This window comes from Microcoleus sp. S28C3, assembly GCF_036700785.1.
In the GTDB taxonomy this organism is placed as follows: Bacteria; Cyanobacteriota; Cyanobacteriia; order Cyanobacteriales; family Microcoleaceae; genus Microcoleus; species Microcoleus asticus.
The window spans coordinates 6,274-20,178 of the sequence record NZ_JAUBPO010000068.1; the positions used below are offsets into that span (position 1 = coordinate 6,274).

The 13,905-nt window shown below is 46.9% G+C and carries 8 protein-coding genes and 1 pseudogene; 6 read left to right on the forward strand and 3 right to left on the reverse strand.

Annotated features, from left to right (window positions below; translation table 11 throughout):
* A partial coding sequence (locus QUA13_RS19905; RefSeq protein WP_445242734.1) for a calcium-binding protein occupies window positions 1–1,401 on the forward strand: 1,401 nt, incomplete at its 5' end.
* A gap of 231 nt (window positions 1,402–1,632) precedes the next feature.
* Here QUA13_RS19905 and QUA13_RS19910 read toward each other — a convergent pair.
* The gene (locus tag QUA13_RS19910; protein WP_333201230.1) at window positions 1,633–6,975 is read right to left on the reverse strand and encodes an AAA family ATPase; all 5,343 of its coding nucleotides are present in this window, start codon (window positions 6,973–6,975) and stop codon (window positions 1,633–1,635) included.
* A 202-nt stretch (window positions 6,976–7,177) separates the two neighbouring features.
* Here QUA13_RS19910 and QUA13_RS19915 point away from each other — a divergent pair.
* A pseudogene (locus QUA13_RS19915) lies at window positions 7,178–7,853 on the forward strand (IS1 family transposase); the annotation flags it as partial.
* A gap of 86 nt (window positions 7,854–7,939) precedes the next feature.
* On the opposite strand, the gene QUA13_RS19920 reads toward QUA13_RS19915, so the two are convergent.
* Complete coding sequence (locus QUA13_RS19920; protein ID WP_333201232.1) at window positions 7,940–8,332, reverse strand: hypothetical protein; 393 nt, start codon at window positions 8,330–8,332, stop codon at window positions 7,940–7,942.
* Window positions 8,333–8,827: 495 nt separating this feature from the next.
* Between QUA13_RS19920 and chlP the strand changes: the two genes are divergently transcribed.
* Window positions 8,828–10,048, forward strand: a complete 1,221-nt coding sequence (gene chlP / locus QUA13_RS19925; RefSeq protein WP_333104407.1) for a geranylgeranyl reductase — start codon at window positions 8,828–8,830, stop codon at window positions 10,046–10,048.
* 127 nt (window positions 10,049–10,175) lie between these two features.
* Here the strand turns inward: chlP and QUA13_RS19930 are convergent, their stop codons facing one another.
* Entirely contained in the window at window positions 10,176–10,718 is a 543-nt protein-coding gene (locus QUA13_RS19930) for a Dps family protein (protein WP_172186476.1), read from the reverse strand.
* 355 nt (window positions 10,719–11,073) lie between these two features.
* On the opposite strand from QUA13_RS19930, the gene QUA13_RS19935 reads away from it, so the two are divergent.
* The 3 genes from QUA13_RS19935 to QUA13_RS19945 all read left to right on the forward strand — a co-directional run bounded on the left by QUA13_RS19935 (window position 11,074) and on the right by QUA13_RS19945 (window position 13,870).
* On the forward strand, window positions 11,074–11,319 hold the full coding sequence (locus tag QUA13_RS19935) for an Asr1405/Asl0597 family protein (RefSeq protein WP_333201234.1): 246 nt from the start codon (window positions 11,074–11,076) through the stop codon (window positions 11,317–11,319).
* Window positions 11,320–11,392: 73 nt separating this feature from the next.
* The gene (locus QUA13_RS19940; RefSeq protein WP_333201236.1) at window positions 11,393–12,055 is read left to right on the forward strand and encodes a (2Fe-2S) ferredoxin domain-containing protein; all 663 of its coding nucleotides are present in this window, start codon (window positions 11,393–11,395) and stop codon (window positions 12,053–12,055) included.
* Between the two features lie 483 nt (window positions 12,056–12,538).
* Window positions 12,539–13,870, forward strand: a complete 1,332-nt coding sequence (locus QUA13_RS19945) for a hypothetical protein (RefSeq protein ID WP_333201238.1) — start codon at window positions 12,539–12,541, stop codon at window positions 13,868–13,870.
* Window positions 13,871–13,905 lie beyond the last annotated feature (35 nt).

A 13,905-nucleotide genomic window follows, 5' to 3' on the forward strand; every position in this document is an offset into this window, starting at 1 on the left:
CCCACGCCAACTCCGACTCCGACAACAACTCCGACTCCCACGCCAACTCCGACTCCGACAACAACTCCGACTCCGACAACAACTCCGACTCCAACTCCCACGCCAACTCCGACTCCCACGCCAACTCCGACTCCGACAACAACTCCGACTCCCACGCCAACTCCGACTCCGACAACAACTCCGACTCCGACTCCCACGCCAACTCCGACTCCCACGCCAACTCCGACTCCGACAACAACTCCGACTCCGACAACAACTCCGACTCCCACGCCAACTCCGACAATAACTCCAACTCCGACAACAACTCCGACTCCAACTCCGACAATAACTCCAACTCCGACTCCGACAATAACTCCAACTCCGACTCCAACTCCAACTCCGACTCCGGCAACAACACCGACTCCGGCAACAACACCGACTCCCCCAACAACTTCAGGTACTCCCGCTGTCATTTTCATTCAACCACTTGGCAGTACCGAGGTACTCGAAAGCTTGGGCAGCGATATATACAAAGTGCGACTAAATACTCAGCCAACTGCTAATGTCACCGTCGCCATTACCCCTGAAACTGAAGTTACTGTCAGCCTACCTGTCCTTACTTTTACTCCCGCCAATTGGAATGTCGCTCAAACGGTAACGGTGACTGCGGTTGACGATGCGGTTGTTGAGGGCGATCGTCTCAGCCCAATTAACCACACCACTACCAGCAATGACACATTGTATAATAATCTCGTCGCCCCTCTCACAGTCAATATCAGCGATAACGATAACTTAGGCGATGTCACAACCTTGTTGAAAAAGTCAGTAATCGGTTTGACAGACAAGGACGATCGCCTCACAGGATCGGCATTGAATGACATTATCCACGCACGCCCCGGCAATGACTATCTTCATGGCAAAGCAGGAGATGACTTGCTTTACGGACAAAAAGGTGATGACGGTATCAGCGGCGGTGACGGCAATGACTTTATTTTTGGCGGTAAGGGGATTGACTTCATTAGTGGCGATCGCGGTATTGACTTGATTTATGGAGGAAAGGAAAACGATCGCATTTACAGCGGCGATGGCGACGATATATTGTTTGGCGACGGGGGCAATGATTACTTATTTGGAGAAATTGGTGCCGACACTCTCACAGGCGGATTGGGTTTTGATGTGTTTGGCCTCGCGATCGATACTGGTGGAACAGACTTAGCGGCTGCTGATGTGATTGCTGATTTTACCCTCAGTCAAGACAAAATTGATTTAATTAGCCCCCTTGCTTTTAGCCAGTTAAATATTTTTCAAGGAACCGACGCTTTTGTTAGCGATACTATAATTCAGTATCAGGTAACAGGGGAATATTTAGCTGTCTTGAAAGGAGTCACTGCCAGCAGTATTGTTCAGGCAGTAACTTTTTAGACTTCGTATGTTGTTGCGCTAAAGCGCTTTAGCGCAACAACATACCTACCCCATTTCGAGCGCCTAGTTTGTAGGGTGTCTCAGCAGTCGAGCGCACTTTTGCTTTGATTGTCAGGTATATAGCAATCCTCCCATCATTTGTGAATTTCTTACGGACTCCCCGCGAGTTCGGGGAGGGTTGGGGTGGGGTAAAAAATTTACGACTCCTGCAAGGATCGCTATAGCAACCGCTTAATTTAAATTGTGTAGCCTGTCTTTGATTTTTTTGCGAGTCCCCAATGCAGACTGACAGCGTTCCCAATAAATTTTAGCAACGCGATCGCCCTGATTCTGACGCCAACACTCTGAAAACAGCCACGCGGCTTCAGCCACATTCCCTTCTGAGTAAATCGCCCTAGCTTCTGCAAACAATTTCAGCGTAGCTAACTTGCCCTCTTTCATTGCTAGCGGGTCAGCATCAAACACCTCATAAACCGTTACTGCTTCGGATTTTCCCTTGACTTTTACCGTGTCGAGAGTGCGGATTCCGTACTGGGATGGATTTTTTAGGCGCGAGTAAGTTGGCTGGGTAATTAATAGAGACACCCCATAATTTTTCGTCAAACTTTCCACGCGAGAAGCTAAATTCACCGCATCGCTGATGACTGTCCCGTCCATGCGATTTGGTCCGCCCACCGTTCCCAGCATCAAAGAACCCGTATTAATGCCAATTCCAATCTGAATCGGCGCACAGCCAGATTTAGCGCAGTATTCATTGTATTCAGCGAGACTGTGCAGCATAGCAATTCCCGCTTTCACCGCATGATCCGCCTCACCGCTAAACAGCGCCATAATCGCATCGCCAATATATTTGTCGATAAACCCCTTATTTTCATTAATGACGGGTTCCATGCGAGAAAGATAAGAATTGATAAATTTGAAATTATCCTCCGGCGTCATAGTTTCCGAAAGCGTGGTAAAATTGCGAATGTCGGAAAACAGCACAGACATTTCTAACTGCACTTGGTCGCCCAATTCCACATCAATGATGCTTGATTTCTCTAAAAACTGGAGGAATTGATGGGGGATGAAGCGCTCGTAAGCTTTGTTTAGTTGAGCCAGCCTGCTTTCATTTTCGCGTACTTCTGTATAAAGCTTAGAATTTTGAATTGAGATAGCCGCTTGTCCAGATAAAACTTTTAATATTTCCACTCTTTCTGGGGTAAAAGCTCCCGCTGTCAAATTATTTTCTAGGTAAACAATACTAATGATTTGAGATTGATTAATCAGCGGCACACATAAAATTGATTTGGGCTGATGCTTTCGGATGTGGCGGTCGTTGGTAAATTGTCCCGATCGCGCAGCATCATCCAATACCACGCTTTCTTGAGTGCGGCTCACATAATTGACAATTGCGGTAGAAAGTTCTTGACAGGTTTCAACGGGGATTGACTGCAACACGGTGACGAGTTCGTCATCGATTGTCCCTTCAGCTTCAATGAACAGTTGTCCCTGGCTTAACAAAATCAGATAACCCTTTTGCGCCCCTGCATTTTCCATCAAAATTTTCATCAAGCTAGACAGTAGCTTATCTAGCATAATTTCTCCAGAAATCGCCTGAGAAGCCTTCATTACTGCGGCGATATCTAGATGATTACCCGAACCAGTTGTTGTCATTGCTACGGTAGTTTGAGTGTTGTTCCTTCCCGGTTGAGTTACCGCGAATAAGTGGGGATATCGCGTTTCTAAATCCGTTACCTTAGCAGTGGCTCCCCATTCAACATAACAATAATACGCCTCAAATATGTAGGCTTGAGCAACTTTTGTTTTGCCCCATTCCCCGTAGAATTTGGCTGCTAGTTCGTTGGCAAGGGCTTCGTCATTAACATATTTGTTTTCTTTGGCTCCTTCAATTGCGCGATCGTACATTTCAATCGCCTCGGCTTTATTGCCCAACACCCGTTGCCGTTCTGCTTCCACTAAATACCATTTATGCAAATAATTCATCGGAGCATTTTGCGCCCACTGTTGCAGCGTGCTTTGATCGGTTTCCACTAAGGCAATAATTTCAGTTTGCTCAATTGCTGGCTGTGCGGGAAAAAGTGCCAGGTGCGTCAGGGCGGCATAAAAATGAAAAATTGGAACAAAAGTCGATCCAGATACTCCCATCAAATACTGTTTGACTTGGGTAATGTGGTCTAGGGCAGCCGTATAATTTCCATAGCAGTAAGCAAGCAGCAGTTTGAAGATGCAGGCACAAGCGATCGCCGTGAATTCATTATCCTCATAGTGCTTGGGAATCATCACCGTTTCATCGTAGGCAGAGCCTATTAACAAATCCGGCCGAATACGGGTTTCCCTCAAGTTTTGCACCGTCTGCTGAATCATATCCAAATAAACCCGAGCAGAAGATTGTTTTAACTGCGCCATGACAGCCCTGTAACTTGCTATTTCTGGTTCCCAAGTGTCTAGTTCTACCCCAGCGAATAAATAAGTATAAAAACAAATATATATGTTGTAGCCAGCGTCTACAAAGTCGCCTGTTTCCATGCCCAACCTATAGCCCTCTTTCAGCGTCGGTATCGTTGCCAAAAGAGCTTCTTGGCGATGCTGAATCCAACCACCAAACAAAAGCATAATTATAGACTTGAATTCGGGTACATTGAACCGATCGAGCAAGTTCAGTGCCAGTCGCCCAAAGCAATAACCGGTTTCCACCTCTTGTAAAAAGGCACAGAACACCATCCCGTGCATCGCATACCCCACCGTCGATGCGGGCGCATTCCCAAAGGAGAGCGATAAACTCACCATCGTGGAGCTCAGCAGGGGCAGCAAACCGGGCATTCCTTGGAAAACGGGTGGAAACAACATACCAGACAGTTGCATAGCTGCCTGAGTCTGTGGATTTGTCATCACAGGTAGGTCAACCAATTCCTCAATCTTTCTGTCGCCGAGGATGCCCGCAAGGGCTTGTAGCGCTTTGCCAATCTTGGCTTGATCGGGTTCGGCAGGGAGTTCAATCCCCAATTGTAAGAGTGCCTCTCTTGCTACTGCGATCGTTTCTAACACCTTGCTCTGGGCTGTCTGAGCGGCAATTTTAATTTCGTAAATTTTAACTCGATCTAAAATTGTTTGGGCTTCTTGCAAAACCAGTGCTGCCATGTGTTCCATACCATCAAAGTCACCATTCAAATAGGTAATTTCAGCAGCCGCAACATAGAGATTTAGCGCCAATTCATATTGAGTTTGCCAGCATTGAGGTGTCAGTAGCTCAATTCCCGTTTGTAGATAGATATTTGCCGCAGCGTAGGCGGTAGAACTTCTGGCTTTATGTCCCGCTTCTAAGTTGAGTTGGGCTAAGGCTGAGCGTTCACTTAATTGATCGATCAACTCAATTCCTTTATTTAAATGCCCTACAATATCAAATAGTTTTTCTTCTGTTTCAATGTCAGAAGAATTTTGTAGCAGTAACTGTCCGATTTTGAGATGAGTAGCTTGTTTTTGGTCGTCGGGAATCAATGAATAAGCCGCTTGCTGGACGCGATCGTGCAAGAACTTATAAGTTGGATTAGGAACAGACTGATTCGGGGAGATATCATCTGCTTGAATGAAGTTATAGCCTTCAGAAATCAGTAAAATGAGTCCTTCTTGCAAGGCTTTCCACAGCGCTGATGCCGTCGGTTCTGGTAGTTCTTCGTTGACTATTGCCAATGTCTCTAAATCAAACTGCGCCCCAATGCACGCGGCAAGTTTGAGAACATCCTGAGTTTCGGCAGGCAACTTCTGCAATTGCGCGGCCATAAACTCCACCACATCCGAGGCATCGGCAAATGTAACTCGATCGACATCGCACTGCCAATGCCGTACATCCCAGTCAAAGATAATTTGATCGTCTTCATACAACGACTTGAGGAATTGAGTAGAGAAAAAGGGATTTCCTTGGGTTTTTTGATAAACCAATTCTGTTAAGGGCCCGGCCAAGGATAAATTACAAATCAGCGTATCTGCTACCAACTGATTCAGATCTGCTAAACTCAACGGTTGCAGCGTAATAGTGTTCACCACTGCGCCAGACTTCACAATCTCATCCACCGTCAACATAAACGGATGAACAGGGGAGACTTCATTATCCCGATAAGCACCCAATACTAACAGATGCCCCGTATCCTCCATCAACAGTTGTAGCAATTTCAAAGATGCCGAATCCGCCCACTGCAAATCATCCAAAAATATAACTAAGGGATGTTCGGCAGTAGTAAATACTTGCACAAACTTTTGCATCAGCAGATTGAAGCGATTTTGCGATCCGCTCCCCGACAGTTCTAGCGCAGGACTTTGAGCGCCAATGATGCGTTCTAACTCAGGAATCACCTCAATTAGCACTTGCCCGCTATCGCCTACTGCTGTGAGAATCAGGGTTTTCCATATGTGTAACTGAGCGTCACTTTCTGATAATAATTCCCCCATTAATTCCCGAAATGCTTGCACAAATGCACTGAAGGGGATATTGCGTTGAAATTGGTCGTATTTGCCTTTAATAAAATAGCCGCGCTGTCTGGCGATCGGCTTGTGCACTTCGTTCACTACTGCGGTTTTACCAATCCCAGAAAAGCCAGCTACTAGCATCATTTCGGTACTAGCATTACGGACTCTTTCAAAGGCAGCTAATAGATTAAAAACTTCAGTTTCCCTGCCGTAGAGTTTTTCGGGAATCAGGAAACGATCCGTAATATCCCGCGTTCCCAATGCAAACTGATCGATATTACCCGTTGCTTGTAATTGAACGAAACAAGTGTCTAAATCATGCTTCAATCCCAATGCAGTTTGATAGCGGTTTTCTGCATTTTTTTCCATCATTTTACTGACAATTTGGGAGACAATTACGGGAATTTCGGGCTCGATTTGGTGTGGGGGTAATGGCTGTCTGGCAATGTGGCAGTGAACCAACTCTAAAGGATCTTCTGTTTCAAAAGGCAGCTTTCCTGTCAGCAATTCATAGAAGGTGACGCCGAGCGAGTAAAAGTCAGTGCGGTAATCGAGAGCGCGGTTCATCCTACCAGTTTGTTCCGGCGATATGTAAGCGAGAGTTCCTTCTAAAATGTTGGGGTTTTTCAAGCTCGGCGTTTCTCGCGTTAGCTGAGTAGAAATGCCAAAGTCGATAATTTTTATCTGCCCCGTCGCTGGATTGAATACTATATTAGAAGGGTTAATATCCTTGTGGATAATATTGGCGCTGTGAATTTGCCCTAAAGTTTCAGTGGTGGCAATAGCCAGGATCAGAAACTCCTTGAGGCTAAACTTTCGCTGCTGCATCCATATTTTCAAGGATTCCCCGCCAAAGTCCTCCACAAACATCACGAGGCTGTTTTGGTATTTTTGCAAGTCATAGACTTGCACGACTCCCGCCTCTTTCAGCTCTTGGGTGATGCGGTATTCGGTGCGGTAGCGCAGCAATTCTTGAGGTGTGGGGTAGCTCTCTTTGAGAAGTTTGAGGATGAGCGGTTGGTTATCTGCTTCCCGAATCGCCCGGTAAACCAGAGAGTTGGCACTTTCATAGAGAAGTGTCACGACGGCAATGCCTGGAATGGAGAGCATATTATTTTACTTCTAAAAAATAAAGCGAAATCAGAACGCACCGGGTTCGTTGTGTCGAGAATAGCGCTTTAGAAAGGAACAAATTATGTTTTTATAACACACTCTTAGTTTTTCGGCAGCGAAGTCGCTTTCAGGTAGTCTGGCATAGTAACGGTAAGGAGTTATAAGGTTACGTATCTAAGCCTTGTTCATTTTCACTTTCATGAATTTTCCCCGTTGCGGTTCTCCAAAACTCGTTAAAAATTGCCCTACCAACAGCGATCGGCAAAACTTTAAATGTAGATATTGTCACAGACAGTTTGTTCAAAACCCCAGACATCAAAGGATTTCAGAAGACACCCAAAAATTGATAGATCAGCTTTTATTAGAAAAATATCTTGAGCCGGGATTGTCAAAGTCATCGGGGTGCCGCCCCGCTGGTTGGAATACTATGTATTTTCAACAATTAGCATCAGTTCCCGGGCAATTTCAAGTAAAGTCAAAAAAAACAGGCAAGATAACGATCGAATGTGATGAAATGTCGTGGTTTGTAGGCTATAAGGGTAACAAACAGTGGAAAGAGCTGGCAATTGATGCCTTAACCAAAGAAATTCTAGGGGTGTAGATAGATAGTCTAGATCAAACTGGTGCTAGAGGTTTATGGGATTCCCTCCCAGCAGTTTACAGACAATGTGCCGTCTATTATACAGATTTTGGGGCCGCCTCTATAAAAGTTTTCCCTCGCCAGCGACACAAACCTGTCGGGAAAGATACGGGCCGAACTTGTGATATAACACCCTGAGGCAAAGGATATCTCACTATTGTAATAAAGAGTCTGTCCTCATCTAAAAAGCTCTCCAATCATGTGGGATATTCTGGTATTTATCCATCATTACAACGTTTTTTACCCTAAAAATATTGAGGATTTTTCCTTGCTATGCAGGGCTACCAGACTTTTTTCTAATGATTTTGGAGAGTAATTCCCCTACTTCCCCTTACCCTTCCCCGCAACAAACTGGCGCAACCGCAGTAAACTAGCCGTTTGCCCCAAATTCAGCGGCAGCAGCGACACTCCCTCCAACCGAGACTGCACCCAACCTTCGCCCCAATACCACTCATGAAATCCGTCAATTCCCTGACTCAATAACAGCCGGAGACAATTGTGCTCAGCAATATCAACGTGATGCTGAACTGTCACGGGGCCTAGCCAACTCGTAAAGGTCAAACCTTGAGCAAATTCTTCCGGCAAACCGCTAGACAACTGCTGCGGCCACAACCACTGCTGCAATTGACTCGGACGCAACAAGCTGTCTCTAATGGCTGTTTCGGAAGCTTCAAGTTCAATCCGCAGGTTGCTTTGTTGAAAGTTACCGAGCATAAGAATTTTAGATATAAGTGCAAGTAACTTTAATGTAACTTATTGGACTGCTTCCAACCTGTTGCGGGCGGGCAAGATGCCCACCCCACAAGCAGAAAATTCATTCTTCGCTTCACAGGCCGTCGGGCAGGTTCATGTCCGGGCGGGATCTGGGGCCCAACCCCTACTCCCCACAAACAGAAAATTCACTGTTTGTGGGGAGTAGGGGTTGGGCCTCTTCCACAAACAGTAGTACAAAATGTTCGATCGCACACCAGCGCACACCAGCGCACACCAGCGCACACCAGCGCACACCAGCGTCCATCCGCGTTCATCTGCGGTTAAAAATTTAAGATCTTCGATAGAAACGATCGCCCCAGACCCCATTTTCGTATCGAACTGTTAAGGTCTGTTTCATTTCATTGAAATCTCTCCCCCATACCCCCACCGCATCCAAACTCCGTGATACCATCACACCTGAGTAATGCCTATAGTAAAAAACTGGAGAGAAAAGCTTTGACACTAAGGGTTGCAGTAGTAGGTTCAGGCCCTGCGGGTTCTTCCGCCGCCGAAACACTGGTAAAAGCAGGCATCGAAACATACCTATTCGAGCGTAAATTAGACAATGCCAAACCCTGTGGCGGGGCAATTCCCCTGTGCATGGTCAGCGAATTTGACTTGCCGCAAAGCATCATAGACCGCCAAGTCAGAAAAATGAAAATGATCTCCCCCTCCAATGTCGAGGTGGACATCAATATTGAAAACGCCCACGAATACATCGGTATGTGCCGCCGCGAAGTGCTCGATGGCTTCATGCGCGATCGCGCCGCTTCCTTGGGTGCAAAACTGATTAACGGCACCGTTCACAAATTAGAAATTCCCGGCAACAATACAGACCCCTACACTCTCCACTATGCCGACCACTCCGACGGCAGCGCCATGGGAATTCAGAAAACTCTGAAAGTGGATTTGGTAATTGGGGCTGACGGCGCTAACTCCCGCGTAGCAAAGGCGATCGACGCTGGCGACTACAATTATGCGATCGCCTTCCAAGAACGCATCCGCCTGCCGGAAGATAAAATGGCTTACTACCACGACTTAGCGGAAATGTACGTCGGCGATGACGTATCTACCGACTTCTACGCTTGGGTGTTCCCCAAATACGACCACGTAGCCGTCGGCACCGGCACGATGAAAGTCAATCAAGCCAGTATCAAAAAGCTGCAAGCAGGCATCCGCGCCCGCGCTGCCAAAAAATTGATGGGCGGTGAGATTATTAAAGTGGAAGCTCACCCTATCCCGGAACATCCGCGTCCTCGCCGGGTTGTGGGCCGAGTTGCTCTCGTAGGCGACGCTGCAGGTTACGTTACCAAGTCTTCCGGCGAAGGTATCTATTTTGCCGCCAAGTCTGGCCGGATGTGCGCCGAAACTATTGTTGAGATTTCCAATAAAGGCGCGCGCATTCCGACAGAAGAGGAAATCAAGCTTTACCTGAAGCGGTGGGATAAAGCCTACGGCATTACTTACAAAGTTCTGGACATTTTGCAGCGCGTGTTCTACCGTTCCGATGCGACTCGCGAAGCTTTTGTGGAAATGTGTGCCGATCGCGACGTGCAGAAGCTCACATTCGATAGCTATTTGTATAAAACCGTGGTACCGGCTAATCCCTTCATTCAGATGAAGATTACCGCCAAAACCATTGGTAGCTTGTTGCGCGGCAATGCTTTAGCGCCTTAATTCCCTGGGTGTAAACGCACTTTGTATAAAAAAGCGGGCAGTCATAAAACTGCTCGCTTTTTTTAGATCTTACATAACAAATCGCGAAGGCGCTAAGGGCGCCAAGGAAGAGGAAGAAGATGAATTGTTAGTTCAAGTTCAATTGCACTAAGGTATCCGGTGCGAGGAAGTGGGAAATGTGATAAGCTCGCTCTTCTGTTTTTAGCAGGATTTTTTCGTAGAGGTAGCGCGTAGCTCGATCGCCCAAACTTTCTGCTTGTCCTGCTTGACGCCGCAGCAAACCTATAATAGCTTGCTCCGCAGTCAAATCGTGTTCCAGCATTTGGCGGCAAGAATACACGCCGTCTGGTTCCGGCTCGAAACAGCACAGTTCGGCTAACTTGCTAAAACCCGCTGCCGGTATGCCGCCCAACCCGTTCAACCGTTCGCCCAACTCGTGGACGCTATCTTGAGCTTCTCCGTAGCTTTCTTGAAAGAATTGGTGCAAGGAGTAAAATTCTGCCCCTTCCACCACAAAATGATGTTTTTGATATTGCAGGTATAAAGCCTGAAAACTCGCCAGCAGCGCGTTCATCCCTTCACAAACCGGTGCTGTGACTGAATGTTCCAACAAAATTGGGTTTTCAGCTATGTGGCCAAACGGTCTCAATGCACTCTGAGTCTCAGCCATGTGTGTTCTCCTCTCAATAGGCAGTTTTGTTGCCAATAGAGTCAGTGTAGCACTGTAAATTTACCAGTCAAGCAGGGTCTGCCTCGATAGTGGAAGATATTGTAGAGTATGAAATTTTTTTTCTAAACCTATTGAGAATAATTAGCAGTTGGGTTATGCTTTAAAAAGATCCTCGTTCTGAACGCTTCCTGAAAGTGGGGCGAACCTTCAGAAGGCAGAAAGCAGAAGGCAGAAGGCAGAATTTTTCAGGAAGGGCTTTTGACCATCCTTGACTTTCTTCTTAAATCTGGCTTTGAACTTTTGCCCGCTACCAGTCAGGGTAAAAATTAATGCAAATTATTACTGTTGTCAAAAAATGAATCCAGCAGATCCAGAATTAGAAGTTTGTGACATTGTGCAAGTTAGTTGGCTAGATAGGTGGCAAGTTTACAAACGCTTGCAAGAACTAGAAATTCCCTGCTGGTGTGCGGTTGACCAACCTTTGCGGGCAAAAGTCAACACTCTCAAACAAGCTGCTCAGTTAACGAGCGTGTTAAGGCAAGTCAGTGCCCCTCGGGGCGAACTGGTGCAGTGGCTGGAGTGCTGCTGGCAAATAAGCTAAAGGTAGAAAGAAGTTCGGCAACGAACAGCGTACAACATGGAACGGATGTAACCGATTTAAAGGAGTCATAACAATGTATAAATCTGGCAAGCAAGTTTCCGAATTCAGTTTAGAGGGAGAAATCCTCGGCCTGATTGTTGAAGATGGTTGCAAACTTAAATATTTGCGAATTAGCAGCGATCGGGGAGTAGAATATCTTGTTAAACTTTGCAAGGAATTGCGGTCATTTCTGTTACCTGTTTTGACGCCCGGGTTGAAAGTTCAAGTTGTAGGTGAGAAAGAACTCAATTTGAAAAACGGTAAAATAAAACTTAAAGCTCGCAGCCTCAAGCTGGCTCAGGGCAACGACGATCGATCGCCAGAACTGCTCGACTCCACCAATGGGCCTGTTGCTGTATTGACATCCGACGATCGCGCGATCGCCAAAAGCGAATTCACCTCTCCCACAGCAGGTCAAACTGTAAAAGCTCCGGCAAAAACCCAAACCAAAATATTAGTATGTCAAAAATCAGACTGCCAGAAGCGGGGCGCTGGAGGAGTCTGTAAAGCTTTAGAAAATGCTTTAAATTCGCGCGGTTTAGAAGACCAAGTGACCGTTCAGGGAACCGGATGTCTCAAACAGTGTAAAGCGGGCCCAAATATAGTTGTGATGCCGGACAAAACTCGCTACAGCCGCATTGCACCGGCAGAGGTTCCAGCAATCATTGACAAACATTTTGCAGTTGTTAAAGCTTAGGCGATCGCACGGATGCCGAAACAGTCACTTATACTATGTGAGATTAAAGAATTAAAAAATTGAGAATAACTTATTCTGTAGGGGGCGATCGCCCCCTACAGTTGCATCATTTTTTGAAACTGCTACTAGACATGGGGAAAAATCATTTTGATAGGACTCGCGGCGAAAAACTCACATCCCCAGGGCGGTGGTGGGCGCATCTTACGCCTTAATTTGAGTTCCGGTTGTATAGCGCAACCGCCAAAACGGTTAGGGCGTTCTTAATTGCTCAAACCCTTGATTTTATTCCTTCTTCCTTCTCTCTTCTTCCGACTTCCACCGGACTTCTTCATTCCCATATAGTTCGATCGCGCCACTCGATTCAGAGGCTATAGTCCCAAAAAACAGGAAACATGACAAAAACTATCACTTAGGGGCTTCCTTCTGGAGAAAGTATAAGGATAGACTGTATCTGAGACCCTGTGACTATTGGGATAAAAAGCCATGTCAGAAGCTGATCTTCGAGCCAATCAGCACCAACCGCACCCTGCTGTTCCATCCGATACCGAACCATTGCAGTCAAATTTTGCTGCTGCTGGGGGTTTTGAGCCGATCGCCCCCCATGCGACAGACACTCCCGCAAGAGTTCCCCAACAGCCAGAAGAAGACTGGCAAACAGTAGATTTTCCCAACGCGATCAGCGTAGATGCAATTCCCACAAAACCTGAAACAAAAAATTCGCCATCTCAGACACAGCCGACCGAGGCGGGCTCGCCCCCGATTTCAGATCATCTAAAAAATCTGCTTAGCAATGCGGAAGAGGCTAAGGGCAAAGGATCGACCCCAGTCACCCTAATGCAAGCGCTGCACGAATGCAACCGCGACCTTTTGCAGCGCCTCGCCCAGCTAGAAACAGCTCTCGAAGAGTCCCAAAACACCTTGCAGAACCGCGAAAGTTTGCTAGAACAGCGGACAGCAGAACTCGAAAATACTCAAGAACAATTGACGCGGCTGTTTGGCAAAGTGGAAATTTCCCATCAAACCCTCCAAGGTCAAGAAATTTTAGTTGAGAGTTTAAGAAGTCATTTGGCAACCAGCCAAGCCAGGCTAGCGGCTGTTGAGCGAGAATGTGCGTCTACTGTGCAGCGCTACAACGAACAGTTACACCAGCTAGTAACCACAGAAAATCTTTGCAGGGAACTTCGATCGCGCTTGCACCGCCAGCAGCGCCACACCCTGCAATTCAAAGCTGCCTTGGAAAGAAGTCTGGAGATGCCGCAAAAGTCACCGATTATCTACCCGCCTGACCGTGCAGAGGATACCGCCAGCGCGCAATTAGAATCTTTGCTCGCCGCGGTTAAAAGCTCTCAGGTTCCGCTGCCGCCAGCTTTGAACGCTTCCCCCGTCCAACCTTGGTCGGAACCAGCACAGAATCCAGAGGCAGTGGCTGCTGCCGATGCGATCGACCCTGAATCCATAGCAAATCAGGAACTCAACCAATTAGCCCACGCATCCGGCATTCAATTGCAGGAGAGCGAAACCTACCAGCCTCAGGAGCAGGCAACTGACTCGGCCCCTGCTGTTGCGGAACCTGAACTGCCGGTGGCTGAGTCTGAACCCGAAACTGCTGCTGTCAAATTAGGCAGCCCAGAATTGGCACCGATTGTTGAAATTTTGAATTCAGTTGAAACCTTTGGCATTCAAGAAGTGCGATCGAGTGCGGCCAAACCTACAGCAGTCGCACAACCTGACTGGCTGACCTTGATTGCCAGTCCGCTGCGGCCTTCTAAAAAACGTCGATCGCTAGCTGAAATTGAATTGCCGAGTTTTCGATAGCGCACTGAAGTTGCTAGTTTTGAGTCAAAATTCAA